Here is a 12,638-nt window from a genome sequence, read left to right as displayed (position 1 = left end):
CCGAGAGACGAGCAGGGAAGAGGAGCCCGCATGTACCTCGCCGACGACACCGGCAGCAGCCACGACTTCACCTGGATGGTCAAGAACGCGGTGGTGCCGCGGCCGATCGCCTGGATCGGCACGGAGAGCGCGGACGGCGTCGGCAACCTCGCCCCGTTCTCGTACTTCACCCTCGTGACGATGGACCCGCCGACGCTGATGATCTCGTTCACCGGGGAGAAGGACTCGCACGAGAACATCCGCGCCACCGGCGAGTTCGTGGTCAACCTGGTCACCGAGGGCCAGGCGGAGGTGCAGACCGCGACGGCGGCGATCACTCCGCCGTCCGTCGACGAGGCGGCGCTGCTGGGCCTGGAGCTCGTCGACTCGGTGCGGATCGCGCCGAAGCGCCTGGCGATGGCGAAGGTCGCGCTCGAGTGCGTGCTGCTGCGCGAGACCGAGGTCTACGACGCGCACGTGGTCTTCGGTCAGGTGCTCGCCGTGCACGCGGACGACTCGGTCCTCGACGAGCGCGGGCGGATCGACGTGGCGAAGTACCGGCCGGTCGCCCGCCTCGGCGGCTCGCTCTACACGACCGTGACGAGCGACTACAAGCACCCGGTGCCGGTCGCGACCTCGGAGTGGCTCGCCGCCCAGCCCGGCGGCGCCGCGGCCGCGCCCGTCGACCCCGACGAGCTCGCGGCGGCGGCCGCCTGGTCCACCGAGCAGGCCGCCGCCGCCGTCTGAGCGCCCACACTCCCCTGCACCCCTTCCCCCGGATCGATCGGTCAGGAACGGTCGTCCGCCCACTCCCCGGGCAGCCGTTCGTGACGGATCGATCCGGGCGACGCGCGGGGCGGGGCGGCGGATAGGGCTGCGAGGGCCGCGCGAGCGCCTCCGACGGCGAGGCCCGAGCCCGCGTATTGGCGGCAGCCGACAGCGAGAAGCCCTGATCAGAGCCCGATCGCGAGCCCGGAGCCGCGCGCAATCAGATCGGCACCCCGCCGCTCCCGCGGCGAAATCTCCGCCCTGTGGACTGACGGCAGAAGCCCAGAACGTCAGTACCCCAGAACCCCAGAACCCCAGCACCGCGGCACTCCGGCAGCACCGCATCCACCCACGACCTCGAAGGAGACCGCCCGATGGTCACACCGTTCCACCTCGCCTGGTTCACCCCGTTCAAGACGCCCGCGTGGAAGAGCCCGTGGGCGGCCGACACCCCGATGACATGGCTGAACGGCGACTACTACATCGACATGGCGCGCCAGCTCGAGCGGGCCGGCTTCGACTTCATGATGTTCGAGGACTCGACGCTCGTCTCGGACACCTACGGCGGCTCGACCGAGAACGACCTCAAGCACGGCCTGCACTCGCCCAAGGGCGACCCGGTGCCGCTGCTGCCAGTGCTCGCGCAGCACACCTCGAAGATGGGCTTCATCGCGACGATGTCGACCAGCTTCTACCCGCCCTTCATCCTCGCCCGCACGATGGCGACGATGGACCACCTCACCCGCGGCCGCGTCGGCTGGAACGTGGTCACCTCCTCCGAGGACCTCGCCGGGCAGAACTACGGCCTCGACCACCTGCTGCCGCACGACGAGCGCTACGCGATGGCCGAGGAGTACGTCACCGTCGTCAAGGCGCTGTGGGACTCGTGGGAGCCCGGCGCGATCATCGCCGACCGCGAGACCGGCGTGCTCGCGGACCACACCAAGGTCCACCCCATCCACCACGAGGGGAAGTACTTCAAGGTCCGCGGCCCGCTGAACCTGCCGGCCGGCCCGCAGGGCCACCCGGTGCTCTGCCAGGCGGGCGGCTCCCCCGCCGGCCGCGACTTCGCCGCCAAGCACTCGAACGTGCTGCTCTCCCAGCCCAGTGGCGTCGACGGGATGAAGGAGTACCGCGACGACATCCGCGCCCGCGCCGCCGGGCACGGCCGGAATCCGGACGACGTGAAGGTGATGTACATCATCCAGCCGGTCCTCGGCGAGACGCAGGCCGACGCCGAGGAGCTGGCCCGCCGCCGCTACGAGCTGTCCCAGGACCAGATCGAGACCCTGCTGGGCATCATGTCGATCACCACCGAGGTCGACTTCAAGCAGTTCGACCTCGACCAGCCGCTGCCCGACGACGTGTCGACCAACGGCCACCAGTCCGGGCTCGCGGCGTTCAAGAAGCGCGCGGCGGGCAAGACGATCCGCGAGGCGCTCACCGGCCAGTCCTCGGAGTCGGTGAAGCTCGTCGGCACGCCCGACTCGGTCGCCGAGCAGATGGAGGAGGTCGTCGACGCGGTCGGCGGCGACGGGTTCCTGGTGCGCGGCGAGCCGGTGCGCACGCACTCGCGCCGCTACATCGACGAGATCGCGAGCGGACTCGCGCCGGCTCTGCGCCGCCGCGGCCTCATCCGCACCTCGTACGACGAGCCCACCTTCAAGGCGAACCTGGCGGCGTTCTGATGGTCGCGCCGTTCCACCTCGGCTGGTTCCTCAACGGCACCTCCGTCCCCGCCTGGGGACAGGAGTTCTCCGGCGCGATCGGCACGCAGTGGCAGCAGGCCGAGATCTTCGTCGACCTCGCGCGGGCGATGGAGCGCGCCCGCTTCGACTACGTCCTGATCGAGGACAACACCTTCGTCGGCGACCGCTACGGCGACTCGATGGAGCTCTACCTCAAGCACGCCTTCCAAACTCCGCGGCAGGATCCGATGGTCACCGCGACCCTGCTCGCGCAGGCCACCGAGAAGCTCGGGATCATCGCGACGGCCGGCACCTTCGCCTACCACCCCTACATGCTCGCCCGGCTGACGGCCTCGATCGACCAGATCTCGGGCGGGCGGATGGGCGTGAACGTGGTGACCGGAACCTCCGACCGCGCACTGCAGAACTACGGCTTCGACGGGATGGGCGAGCACGACTCCCGCTACGACGTGGCCGAGGACTTCCTGAAGGCCGCGATCGCGCTCTGGGACACCTGGGAGCCGGACGCCGTGGTCGCCGATCCCGCCACCGGCTACTGGGCCGATCACACCAAGGTCCGCCGGGCGGACTACCGCGGCAGCCACTACTCGACCCGCGGACCGCTGAACACCGGCCCGCTGCCGCAGGGCCGTCCGGTGATCTCGCAGGCCGGCGGCTCGCCCCGCGGCATCGCCTTCGCCGCGAAGTACGCCGACACCATCGTCGCGATCCACGCGACGGCCGAGGGCATGAAGGCCTACCGCGACAAGGTGCGCGCCGCGGCGCTCTCCTTCGGGCGGGACCCGGACGACATCAAGGTGCTCTTCGGGGTCGGGCCGATCGTCGGGTCGACCGAGGCGGAGGCGCAGGAGCGGGTGCGCCTGCGCCGCGACGACATCGCCGAGAACATCGAGGTGCACCTGGCCGCGATGGCGAAGTCGACCGACATCGACTTCGCGCAGGTGCCGCTGGACGTGCCGCTCGGCTCGCTCGATCTGCGCACCAACGGCACGCAGCAGCTCACCGATTTCGTCACCCGCAACGCGACGCGGACGCTCCGCGAGGCGGTCGTCTCGCGCGGGGTCGGCAACGGGCCGGTGATCGCGGGCACCCCCGAGTCGGTCGCCGATCAGCTCGAGGAGATGATGCGCGTCGCCGGCGGCGACGGCTTCCTGATCTCGACCAGCGGCGTCACCCGGCGCTTCATCGCCGAGATCTGCGACGGCCTGGTGCCCGAGCTGCAGCGCCGCGGGCTGACCCGGCGCGAGTACTCGTTCGACCAGCTGCGCGACAACCTGCTCGAGTTCTGAAGCCCCGCCCCGCCGTCCCACCTCCCTTTCCCGCCTCTACCTCGAGGAGAACCACCATGCGCGGATACGTCGACACCGACTGGGGTCAGCTGCACTACCGCAGGAGCGGCTCGGGCGGGCCGGCGATCGTGCTGCTGCACGAGTCGCCGCGCACCTCCGCCGTCTACGAGCCGGTGCTGGACGCGCTCGGCGCGCACGCCACGACGATCGCCTTCGACACCCCCGGCTTCGGCCAGAGCGACTCGGCGCCCGCCGACCAGCCGCTCGCCGAGTACGCCCGGATCCTGGTGCAGGGCCTGGATGCGCTGGGGGTCGGCGAGTTCGTCCCCGTCGGGATGAAGACGGGCAGCTCGCTCGCGACGGCGATCGCGATCGCGCTGCTCGGCACCGGCCGGGTCCGGCGGGCGGTGCTCTACGCCCTCGAGGAGCCGGAGCCCGCGGCGATGGAGCACTGGGCGCAGAACTGGGCGCCCGAGCTGCCGGTCACGGCCGACGGCGCCGTGCTGCGCTACCTCTGGGACAAGAACGTCGGCCTCTACGGCACCGACGACCCGCGCGCGCTGGCCGGTTGCGTCGCGGACACCCTCGGCAACCTCGAGCGCTACAACTCGATCTACCCGGCGGTGTTCCGCGGCCGCGCGAAGACGTGGGCGGACAACCTGGCGCTGGTCGAGGCGGGCGTCGAGCTCACCGTGCTGCAGCCGCCGTGGGCGCGGATGACGCTCGACGTGCCGATCGAGTTCAGCCGGATGCCGGGGACCCGGGTCGTCGAGATGCCGGTGAGCGGGCAGTTCCCGGCGCGGGCGCCTCGGGAGTTCACCGCGGCCGTGCTCGCCGCGGCGGGCGCTCCGGTGCCGGCGTGACGGCGTGACCGGCGTGACCGGCGTGAGGTCGTGACGGGCGGTGTCCGCTGGCCGCTGACCGGCCTGATGCTGTCGCAGTTCGTCGCCGGGCTCTCCGCGACCATCGTCGCCACGAGCGTCCCCACCGTGATGCGCTCGCTGGAGGGCGCGGCCGGGCTGTCGACCTGGCTGGTCGCGGCCACGATCCTCGGCAACACCGCGACCACTCCGCTCTGGGGCCGGCTCGCGGATCTCGTCGCGCCGAAGCGGATCCTCCAGGCCGCGATCGGCGTCTTCGTCGCCGGCTCGGTCCTCGCCGCGCTCGCCCCCTCGACGGCGGTGCTGCTCGCCGCGCGGGCGCTGCAGGGCGTCGGCCTCGGCGGGACCGCCGCGGTGTCGATGGCCGCCGTCGCCCTGCTGGTGCCGCTGCGCGAGCGGGGCCGGGTGAACGGCTCGCTCCAGGCCCTGCAGACCTCGGCGACCATCCTCGGCCCGATCGTCGGCGGGGTCGTCGTGCAGGCCCTCGGCTGGCGCTGGTGCTTCGTGGTGGCGCTGCCGTTGGCCGTCGCCTCGTTCGTGGTGCTGACCGCCTCGCTGCACGTGCGGCTGCCGGTCGCGCCGCGCGGCGGGCGCACGGACTACGCGGGTGCGCTGCTGATCGCGACCGGAGTCCCCGCGGCGCTGATCGCGCTGACGCTGCTGGGCGAGGGATCGGGCGGCGGGGGCTCGAGGGCGGTCGCGCTGCTGGGCTTCGGCGGCTTCGGCGCGCTCGCGCTGGTCGCGCTCGTGCTCGTCGAGCTGCAGGTGGCCGCTCCGATCATCCCGCTGCGACTGCTCGCGGCGCGGGTCCCCCTGGTCTGCGCTGTCGCCGCCTTCCTGCTCGGCTCGACGCTCTTCGGCGGCTCGGTCTTCGTCACCCAGTACCTGCAGCTCGGGCTCGGGATGGATCCCGCGCCCGCCGGTCTGCTGCTCGCTCCGATGGCGGTCGGCGCGGTGATCGCGTCGTTCACCGCCGGCCGCGCCGTCACACGCCGCGGCCGGGTGAAGGGCGTGCTGCTGCTGGCCGCGGGCGCGATGCTGCTCGGCAACGTCGCCCTCGCCCTCGCGCCGCTCGCCCCGCTGCCGCTCGCGCTCACGGGGGCTCTGCTGCTCTCGGCCGGCCTCGGCATCACGCTGCAGAACCTCGTGCTCGCGGCGCAGACCGTCGCGCCCGCCGGCCGGACCGGCTCGCTGAGCGCCGCGATCGTCTTCTTCTTCACCCTCGGCGGCACCGTCGGGCTGGTGGGCTACGGCGCGGCGCTGTCCGCGCGGCTCACGGCACTCGTCTCGGCCGGCGCGGCGGAGGCGGAGGCGTACGCGCTCGCCCTGCCGCTGGTCTTCGCCCTCTCGGCGGCGGCCTGCGCGGCGGCGGTCGGCGCACTGTCCGCGCTGCCCGCCGTGCGACTCCGCCCGGCGGGGTGAGCCCGACGTTCCGCGCCGACGCCGAGGAGCCCGCCGCCCCCTGACAGGATCTCTTGCCGGTGGATCTGCCGACGGCTCGAACCCGCTGATGGCGCAGACCCTGCAGCGGCTCAGACCGGTCAGCGGCACGGATCCGCTAGCGGCACAGACCCGCTAGCGGCACAGACCCGTTAACGGCACAGACCCGTCAACGGCAGAACCCCGTTAACGGCAGAACCCCGTTCGTGTGATCGGCTCTCCGGGGAGAGCTACAGGGACGGCTCCGGGGTGTTCGGTAAGAGTGTAGAGGGCGAGGTGATCCCGGTCAACGCAAGCGAGTGGCCCTTCTACGAGCAGCACTTCTCCTCCGCCAGACTCCGGCACTACCTGGCCGAGACCGAGGGGGATCTCGATCGGGCTCGCGCACTGTACGAGTGGAACGTGACCACCTCGGCCGCGTTCTGGGAATCGCTGGGGCACCTCGAGGTCGGGCTGCGCATCGGGATCGATGCACGGATGGCCCTCCTCCACCGCCGAAGAGATCGGACCGGCCACTGGGTCTTCGACGATGCGCGAGAGCTCGGGCGAGACGCAAGCGGACCCGGATACCACCGCCAGCCCTACACCGATGTCAGCATCGCCATCGGTCGCGTTCGACGAAATGGCAAGCCCATCGACCCAGGCCAGGTCATCTCCGAGGTGTCCTTCGGGTTCTGGCACCAGATGGTGTCCAAGGCCCGCATCGCGCTGTGGCCCGACCTCGCTGCTGCCTTCCCCTCCGCGCCGAATCGGAGTCAAGCGACTGTTCGCGGGCCGGTCGCTCGACTGCGCGGCCTCCGCAATCGCATCGGGCACCACCACCGGATCTGGTCGCTGGACCTTCCGGCGCGGTACGACGATCTCATCGACGTGACCGGCTACATCGACCCCGAGCTGCGGAACTGGATCCATGAGCGGAGCAGGGTGCCGTCCGCACTCTCCGCTCGACCCTGAGATCCGCGGCCGCCGATGGCGAGCCCACCCAGGCGGGTGACCGTCCCGACTGTTCCCGCAGAAGGGGGGTCCGCGGATCGCTGAGAACGGGCGCAGGGGTGTGACCGGTCCTGGCACGCTGGGCACAGGCTCCGTTCACGTCATCCCGAAGGGAAGCGATGCCCGTTCTCCAGCTGGTGCTCTACCTGGTCGACGATCCCGAGCAGAGGGCGCACGCCTGCACGTTCCACGGTGATCGCCACAAGCTCGCCCACGACCTGGAGACGCGGCAGTTCCTGCCGGTCGCGCGCGGGCCCGAGCAGTACAGCGTGGTCGCGGTGAACCGCATCCAGCGCGTCGAGTTCGAGCGTGTCGACGCGGACGCGCAGCCGCTCTCGGACACCGTCGCCTGCTAGCTCCGGCGCAGGAGAGCGCATCGTTACCCGGTCGCCGGCTCCCGCGCGGGAGGATGGGCGGTGGGGGACGATCCGCGACCCCCGTCGTCCGCTTCTCCGGGGGTCCGCCATGCCCGTCCCGTCCCGCTCGCTCCTGCGCACCGCTGTCGCCGGCACCGCCCTCGCCCTCGGCGTCGGGACGGTCCTGAGCGGCTGCGTCTCCTCCGACGAGCCCGTCGCCCAGCCGGCCGCGACGGTGACCGCCACCGCGACGGTCACCGCGACGCCGGCCCCCGCCTCGACCCCCGCGCCGACCGCGACGCCCGCGACGCCCGCGACGCCCGCGGCCGCCGCGAGCCTGCTGATCGGGCCGACCTCGTTCTCGCTGGTGGACGCCTCCGGAACGCAGCTGGGCAGCTGGGACTACCGCGACGGCACCGGCGCGGTCGCGGCGCTCACCGAGGCGTTCGGCAGCGAGCCGACCGAGTCCGACGACATCCCCTACGAGGGCTACCGCAGCCGCGCCTACACCTGGCCGGGCTTCGTCCTCCGGGACACCGACGTCTACGACGCCGGCGGGCCGGAGCTCACCTACCCCGAGCCGGACATCCTGCTCGAGGCGACCGCGCCCGCCGTCGACGGTGTCGCGATCAGCACGCTGGGCGGAGTCGCGGTCGGCGACGCCGCCGCGGAGGTCGCGGCCGAGCACCCGGAGAGCACGACCGACGGCTCGCTCAGCAGTTTCTTCTTCGACACGACGACCGTCGGCACCACCGAGGACTTCGAGCTGACCAACTGGGTGGCGGCGCTCGCGGAGGATCAGGTCACCGTCTCGAGCCTGCGCGCACCGTTCGTGAACTGGGGCGTCTGAGCCCGACCGCTCCCGGCCCCGGTCAGGCGACCGAGCGGAGGTGCCGGAAGGCCGAGCCGTGGAAGACCAGCGGCTCGATCGTCGCGTCGTTGTGCAGGGCGGTGACCTCGAGCAGGACGACGTGGTGGTCGCCGGCGGGGATCTCGCCGTGGATCGAGCACTCGAGCCAGAGCGGTGAGCCGTGCACGAAGACGGCTCCGGCCTCGCTCCGCTCGATCTCGAGGCCCTCGAAGCGGCCGGCCTTGTTGCGGGAGGCGAGCTGGCGCGCGGCGACACTGTGACCGGCTCCCATCACCGAGACGCCGATGCGGCCGGCCCCGCGCAGCACCGGCCAGGTGGTCGACGAGTTCTGGATGGCGAACATCACCAGCGGCGGGTCCATCGAGACGCCGACGCTGAACGAGGAGGCGACCATGCCCTCGAGCGTGCCGTTCACCTCCGCGGCGAAGGCGGCGACGCCGGAGGGGAAGTGCGAGAAGGCCTGCCGGAGCAGCTGCGGGTCCGGCGAGTAGGTCTCGAGGGTCATGGCGCGGGTGTCCTTCCGGAGGGAGCGGGCAGGGCGGAGACCCGCCGTCGAGGCACGATCCTGACAGCCGATTGTTGAATCCCGATTGCGCCGGTCGACCCGATCCCGATCCGCGCACCGACGCCGATCCGCCCCGCATTCCGCCACTCCTCCCCCTCCGCGAGATGCCACTTGTGCTCGCTTCCACCGGCGTGTCGCGTGCACAAGTGGCACCTCGCGGGAGGGGTACGGCGAGTGGCGGACAGGGCGCCGATCCTTGCGGTGGCGCGGGCGGCGGTCGCGCAATCCAAGCTTCACGCCCCCGCAATCAGCGCGGACCGGAGCGGCTCCTACGCTCCTGACTCACCGGCGATCCATCCGGGCTGAGCAGGAGGACAGGGGGTGACGGCATGGTCCGCTTCCTCGGCCGGCGCGCGTTCCGGGCGGTCGTGACGGTGCTCGCGGTGCTGACGTTCGCGTTCGTCCTGGCCCGGATGACCGGCGACCCGGTGCGGCTGATGCTGCCCGACCAGGCGACCGCCGAGGACGTCGCGGACGTGCGGCGGGCCCTCGGACTCGACCGGCCGCTGCTCGCGCAGTACTTCGGCTTCCTCGGCGACGTGGTGCGCGGCGATCTGGGCGAGTCGATCCGGCAGGGGCAGCCCGCCCTCGCCCTGGTGCTCGACCGGCTGCCGGCGACGCTCGAGCTCGCGATCACCTCGTTCGTGATCGGGATCGTGCTGGCGACCGGGCTCGCCGTGTTCGCCGAGGTCACAGGCGACCGCCGCCTGCGCACCGTGATGCTCTGGGCGGCGACGCTCCGGCAGGCGATCCCGCCGTACCTGTTCGGGATCCTGATGATCCTGGTCTTCTCGGTCGGGCTCGGGCTGCTGCCCGCCCTCGGCCGCACCTCCTACGCGAGCTACGTCATCCCGGTGATCACCATCGCGACCTTCGAGGTGGCGCTCTACCTCCGCCTCTTCAACGCCTCCTTCGACGAGAGCCGCTCGCTCGACTTCGTCCGCACCGCGCGGGCGAAGGGCGTGCCGCGGTCGCGGATCGTGCTCCGGCACATGCTCCCGAACGCGATGCTGCCGATCATCACGGTCGCCGGCATCAACCTCGGCGTGCTCGTCGGCGGGCTGGTCGTGCTGGAGACGGTCTTCAACTGGCCGGGTCTCGGCCGTCTGATCGTGCAGGGGGTCACCCAGCGCGACTATCCGATCGTCCAGGCGGGGGTCGTCGTCATCGCCCTGCTCTTCATCGTGATCAACCTGGTCGTCGATCTGCTCTACGCCGTGCTCGACCCGAGAGTGCGGCTGTCGTGAGGGGCGCCGCCGTCAGTTGCATCGTCGCGAACCGCGGCGTCGTGAAGGGCACTGTCGTGAAGGGAGCACTGTCGTGACCACCGAGATCATCCGCACCCGCACCCGGTGGCAGCTCGCCGCCGCCCGTCTGCCGGGGCCCTCGGTCGCCGTCGCCGTCGTGATGCTCGCCGTCGTGGCGCTCGTCGTGATCGTGGTGCCCTTCCTCCCCGCCTTCGACCCGTACTCGCAGGATCTCGCGGGCAGCCTCGCCGCGCCGTTCGCCGACCCGGCGCACCTGCTCGGGACCGACGCGCTCGGCCGCGACACCCTCAGCCGCCTGGCGGTCGCGACGCGCGTCTCGCTGCTGGTCGCGCTCGGGGCCGTCGCGATCAGCGCGGCCGTCGGTCTCTCGGTCGGGCTGCTGGCCGGCTGGCGGCGCGGCCGCCTCGACGGCTTCCTGATGGCCGTCGGCGATGTGCAGCTGGCGATCCCCGTCGTGCTGCTGCTGATCGTCCTCGTCGCGGCGCTCGGCTCGAGTCCGCTGCTGCTGGTGACCCTCCTGGGCCTGACCAACTGGGTCGGCTACGGACGGGTGACCCGCTCCCTCACGGTGTCGCTGCGCGAGCGGGAGTTCGTCTCGTCGGTGACGGCCGCGGGCGGCAGCGGCTGGTGGATCGTGCGCAAGCACCTGCTGCCGAACGTGCTGCCGCAGGTGCTGATCCTCGCGGCGTTCGAGATCGGCGTGGTGATCACCATCGAGTCGTCGCTGAGCTTCCTCGGCCTGGGCATCCAGCCGCCCACGCCGAGCCTCGGTCTGATGATCAACGAGGGCCAGAAGTACCTGCAGACCGACGCCGCGCTCACCCTCCTGCCCGCGCTGATGATCCTCTTCGTCATCGGCGGGATCCAGTTCGTCTCCCAGGGCGCGCGCCCGCGCCGCTGAGCGCCCGCTCCCCCTCTCCCCCCGCTTCCCCCCCTCCCGAAAGGCCTCCCCGTGACCCCTTCCTCCTCCCGCCGCCCCGGCCGATCCCGCCCCGGCCGTCGCGCCGTCGGCGCCGTCGCGCTCGTCGGCGCTGCGACCCTCGCCCTCGGCGGCTGCGCGAGCTTCGACGACGGCTCCGCCTCGGCCGCCGACACCACGAGCATCACCGTCGCGCTGACCGGCGAGCCGTCCTCGCTCGATCCGCTCTACGACACCCAGCTGCCGGCGCTGAACATCTTCTACAACGTCTTCGACCAGCTCGCCCAGGTGGACGCCGACGGCAGCGTCTCGCCGCGGCTCGCCTCGGGCTGGACCCACGACGACTCGCTGACCAGCTGGGTCTTCACCCTGCGCGACGACGCGTCCTGGCAGGACGGCACCGACGTCACGGCCGAGGACGTGGTCTTCACCTACGAGACGGCCATGAGCGATCCGGCGTCGAACCTCGGCGGCTACCTCTCGGCGGTCGAGTCGGTCGTGGCGACCGGCGAGGACGAGGTCACCTTCACGCTGAACACGCCGTTCGCCCCCTTCGACCGCCAGGTCACGCTCGTCCCGATCATCCCCCGGGCGGTCTACGAGGCCGAAGGACCGGCCGCGTTCGCGAAGGCGCCGGTCGGCTCGGGCCCGTACTCCGTCGCCTCCTGGGTGAACGGCGACTCGATCACGCTCGAGCGCAACGACGACTACTGGGGCGAGAAGGGCGCCTACGAGGAGGTCGTCTTCCAGCCGGTGCCCGACGAGACGACCCGCGCCAACTCGGTCCAGTCCGGTGATCTCGACCTGGCGCTGCTCGGCCCCTCGAACGTCGCGGCGGTCGAGGGCTCCGGCACGGTCGACGTCGTCGAGCAGGAGTCGAACCGCGTGCTCTACACCGGCTTCAACGCGACGGCCCCCTGGCTCTCCGACCCCTCGGTGCGCGAAGCCGTCGACCTCGCGATCGACCGCACCGCGATCAGCGACGACCTGCTGGGCGGAGCGGTCACCCCGACCGGCCAGCTGATCGCCCCCGTCTCCTTCGGCTACGACGAGGCGCTCCCCGCGACCGAGACCGACGCCGACGCGGCCCGCGAGCTGATCACGGCCTCCGGCTACGACGGTAGCCCGATCACGCTCTCCTACCCGACGAACGGTCTGCCGCAGATCGACCAGATCGCGCAGGCGGTCGCGAGCCAGCTCGAGGAGGTCGGGCTCACGATCGAGCTCGACGGCCAGGAGGCGAACACCTTCAGCGGCAGCTGGTTCTCGGCCTCGCTGCCCGGCCTCTACCTCTACGCCTTCGCCCCCTCGGTGATGGACGCCGACCTGCCGCTGACGATGCTGCTCAAGACCGGCGGTCAGGGCTACGTCTCCGACCCCGCGATCGACGAGCTGCTCGCCGCCGAGACCGGCGAGGCCGACGAGACCGCGCGCGCCGACGACTTCGCGCAGATCTCGGCGCTCGTCGCCGAGAACACCTACTACGCCCCGCTCTTCACCGACACCTACACCTACGGCGTCGCGCAGGGCCTGGACTGGAGCCCGCGACCCGACGGGATGCTCGTCTTCAACTGAACCGCTCTCTCTCCACCTCTACCGA

The 12,638-nt window shown here is 71.8% G+C and carries 12 protein-coding genes; 11 read left to right on the top strand and 1 reads right to left on the bottom strand.

Annotation, left to right across the window (positions count from 1 at the left end; all coding sequences use genetic code 11):
- Nucleotides 1–30: 30 nt before the first annotated feature.
- The 8 genes from EDF45_RS02100 to EDF45_RS02065 all read left to right on the top strand — a co-directional run bounded on the left by EDF45_RS02100 (nt 31) and on the right by EDF45_RS02065 (nt 8,265).
- A complete protein-coding gene (locus EDF45_RS02100) occupies nt 31–726 on the top strand; it encodes a flavin reductase family protein (RefSeq protein WP_123444754.1) in 696 nt (231 codons plus the stop codon).
- Nucleotides 727–1,121: 395 nt separating this feature from the next.
- Nucleotides 1,122–2,435: an NtaA/DmoA family FMN-dependent monooxygenase gene (locus EDF45_RS02095; protein ID WP_123734796.1), complete on the top strand. Its 1,314-nt coding sequence runs from the start codon at nt 1,122–1,124 to the stop codon at nt 2,433–2,435.
- Nucleotides 2,435–3,745 carry an NtaA/DmoA family FMN-dependent monooxygenase gene (locus EDF45_RS02090; protein WP_123734795.1) on the top strand — a complete coding sequence of 437 codons (1,311 nt, stop codon included), beginning with the start codon at nt 2,435–2,437 and terminating at the stop codon, nt 3,743–3,745. Before EDF45_RS02095 ends, EDF45_RS02090 begins: the two co-directional genes overlap by 1 nt.
- Nucleotides 3,746–3,801: 56 nt before the next feature.
- Nucleotides 3,802–4,608, top strand: coding sequence for an alpha/beta fold hydrolase (locus EDF45_RS02085; RefSeq protein ID WP_123701553.1), 807 nt, complete (start codon nt 3,802–3,804; stop codon nt 4,606–4,608).
- A 30-nt stretch (nt 4,609–4,638) separates the two neighbouring features.
- Nucleotides 4,639–6,048 (top strand): MFS transporter, encoded by a 1,410-nt coding sequence (locus EDF45_RS02080; protein WP_123741010.1) that lies wholly within the window; start codon nt 4,639–4,641, stop codon nt 6,046–6,048.
- 294 nt (nt 6,049–6,342) lie between these two features.
- On the top strand, nt 6,343–7,020 hold the full coding sequence (locus EDF45_RS02075) for a hypothetical protein (protein ID WP_148060204.1): 678 nt from the start codon (nt 6,343–6,345) through the stop codon (nt 7,018–7,020).
- A gap of 158 nt (nt 7,021–7,178) precedes the next feature.
- Nucleotides 7,179–7,415, top strand: a complete 237-nt coding sequence (locus EDF45_RS02070; RefSeq protein WP_123444746.1) for a hypothetical protein — start codon at nt 7,179–7,181, stop codon at nt 7,413–7,415.
- 109 nt (nt 7,416–7,524) lie between these two features.
- Entirely contained in the window at nt 7,525–8,265 is a 741-nt protein-coding gene (locus EDF45_RS02065) for a hypothetical protein (RefSeq protein WP_123734792.1), read from the top strand.
- Between the two features lie 22 nt (nt 8,266–8,287).
- Here EDF45_RS02065 and EDF45_RS02060 read toward each other — a convergent pair whose 3' ends face one another.
- Nucleotides 8,288–8,791 carry a flavin reductase family protein gene (locus EDF45_RS02060; RefSeq protein ID WP_123734791.1) on the bottom strand — a complete coding sequence of 168 codons (504 nt, stop codon included), beginning with the start codon at nt 8,789–8,791 and terminating at the stop codon, nt 8,288–8,290.
- Nucleotides 8,792–9,180: 389 nt separating this feature from the next.
- Here EDF45_RS02060 and EDF45_RS02055 point away from each other — a divergent pair, with 389 nt between their 5' ends.
- From EDF45_RS02055 to EDF45_RS02045, 3 genes are all read left to right on the top strand, one after another.
- Nucleotides 9,181–10,098: an ABC transporter permease gene (locus tag EDF45_RS02055; RefSeq protein WP_123734790.1), complete on the top strand. Its 918-nt coding sequence runs from the start codon at nt 9,181–9,183 to the stop codon at nt 10,096–10,098.
- A gap of 73 nt (nt 10,099–10,171) precedes the next feature.
- Nucleotides 10,172–11,020: an ABC transporter permease gene (locus EDF45_RS02050; RefSeq protein ID WP_123444743.1), complete on the top strand. Its 849-nt coding sequence runs from the start codon at nt 10,172–10,174 to the stop codon at nt 11,018–11,020.
- Nucleotides 11,021–11,071: 51 nt separating this feature from the next.
- Entirely contained in the window at nt 11,072–12,613 is a 1,542-nt protein-coding gene (locus EDF45_RS02045) for an ABC transporter substrate-binding protein (RefSeq protein ID WP_123734789.1), read from the top strand.
- Nucleotides 12,614–12,638 lie beyond the last annotated feature (25 nt).

It is taken from the genome of Rathayibacter sp. PhB186, from assembly GCF_003751825.1.
GTDB classification, from domain to species: domain Bacteria; phylum Actinomycetota; class Actinomycetes; order Actinomycetales; family Microbacteriaceae; genus Rathayibacter; species Rathayibacter festucae.
The sequence above is the reverse complement of the archived record's forward strand: the minus strand, read 5'-3'. Positions and strand labels throughout refer to the sequence as shown.

What these genes read in the sequence shown, in the direction of transcription:
- EDF45_RS02100 (WP_123444754.1), top strand. Translation starts at nt 31, where the DNA reads ATGTACCTCGCCGACGACACCGGCAGCAGCCACGACTTCACCTGGATG.
- EDF45_RS02095 (WP_123734796.1), top strand. Translation starts at nt 1,122, where the DNA reads ATGGTCACACCGTTCCACCTCGCCTGGTTCACCCCGTTCAAGACGCCC.
- EDF45_RS02090 (WP_123734795.1), top strand. Translation starts at nt 2,435, where the DNA reads ATGGTCGCGCCGTTCCACCTCGGCTGGTTCCTCAACGGCACCTCCGTC.
- EDF45_RS02085 (WP_123701553.1), top strand. Translation starts at nt 3,802, where the DNA reads ATGCGCGGATACGTCGACACCGACTGGGGTCAGCTGCACTACCGCAGG.
- EDF45_RS02070 (WP_123444746.1), top strand. Translation starts at nt 7,179, where the DNA reads ATGCCCGTTCTCCAGCTGGTGCTCTACCTGGTCGACGATCCCGAGCAG.
- EDF45_RS02065 (WP_123734792.1), top strand. Translation starts at nt 7,525, where the DNA reads ATGCCCGTCCCGTCCCGCTCGCTCCTGCGCACCGCTGTCGCCGGCACC.
- EDF45_RS02060 (WP_123734791.1), bottom strand. Translation starts at nt 8,791, where the DNA reads ATGACCCTCGAGACCTACTCGCCGGACCCGCAGCTGCTCCGGCAGGCC.
- EDF45_RS02055 (WP_123734790.1), top strand. Translation starts at nt 9,181, where the DNA reads ATGGTCCGCTTCCTCGGCCGGCGCGCGTTCCGGGCGGTCGTGACGGTG.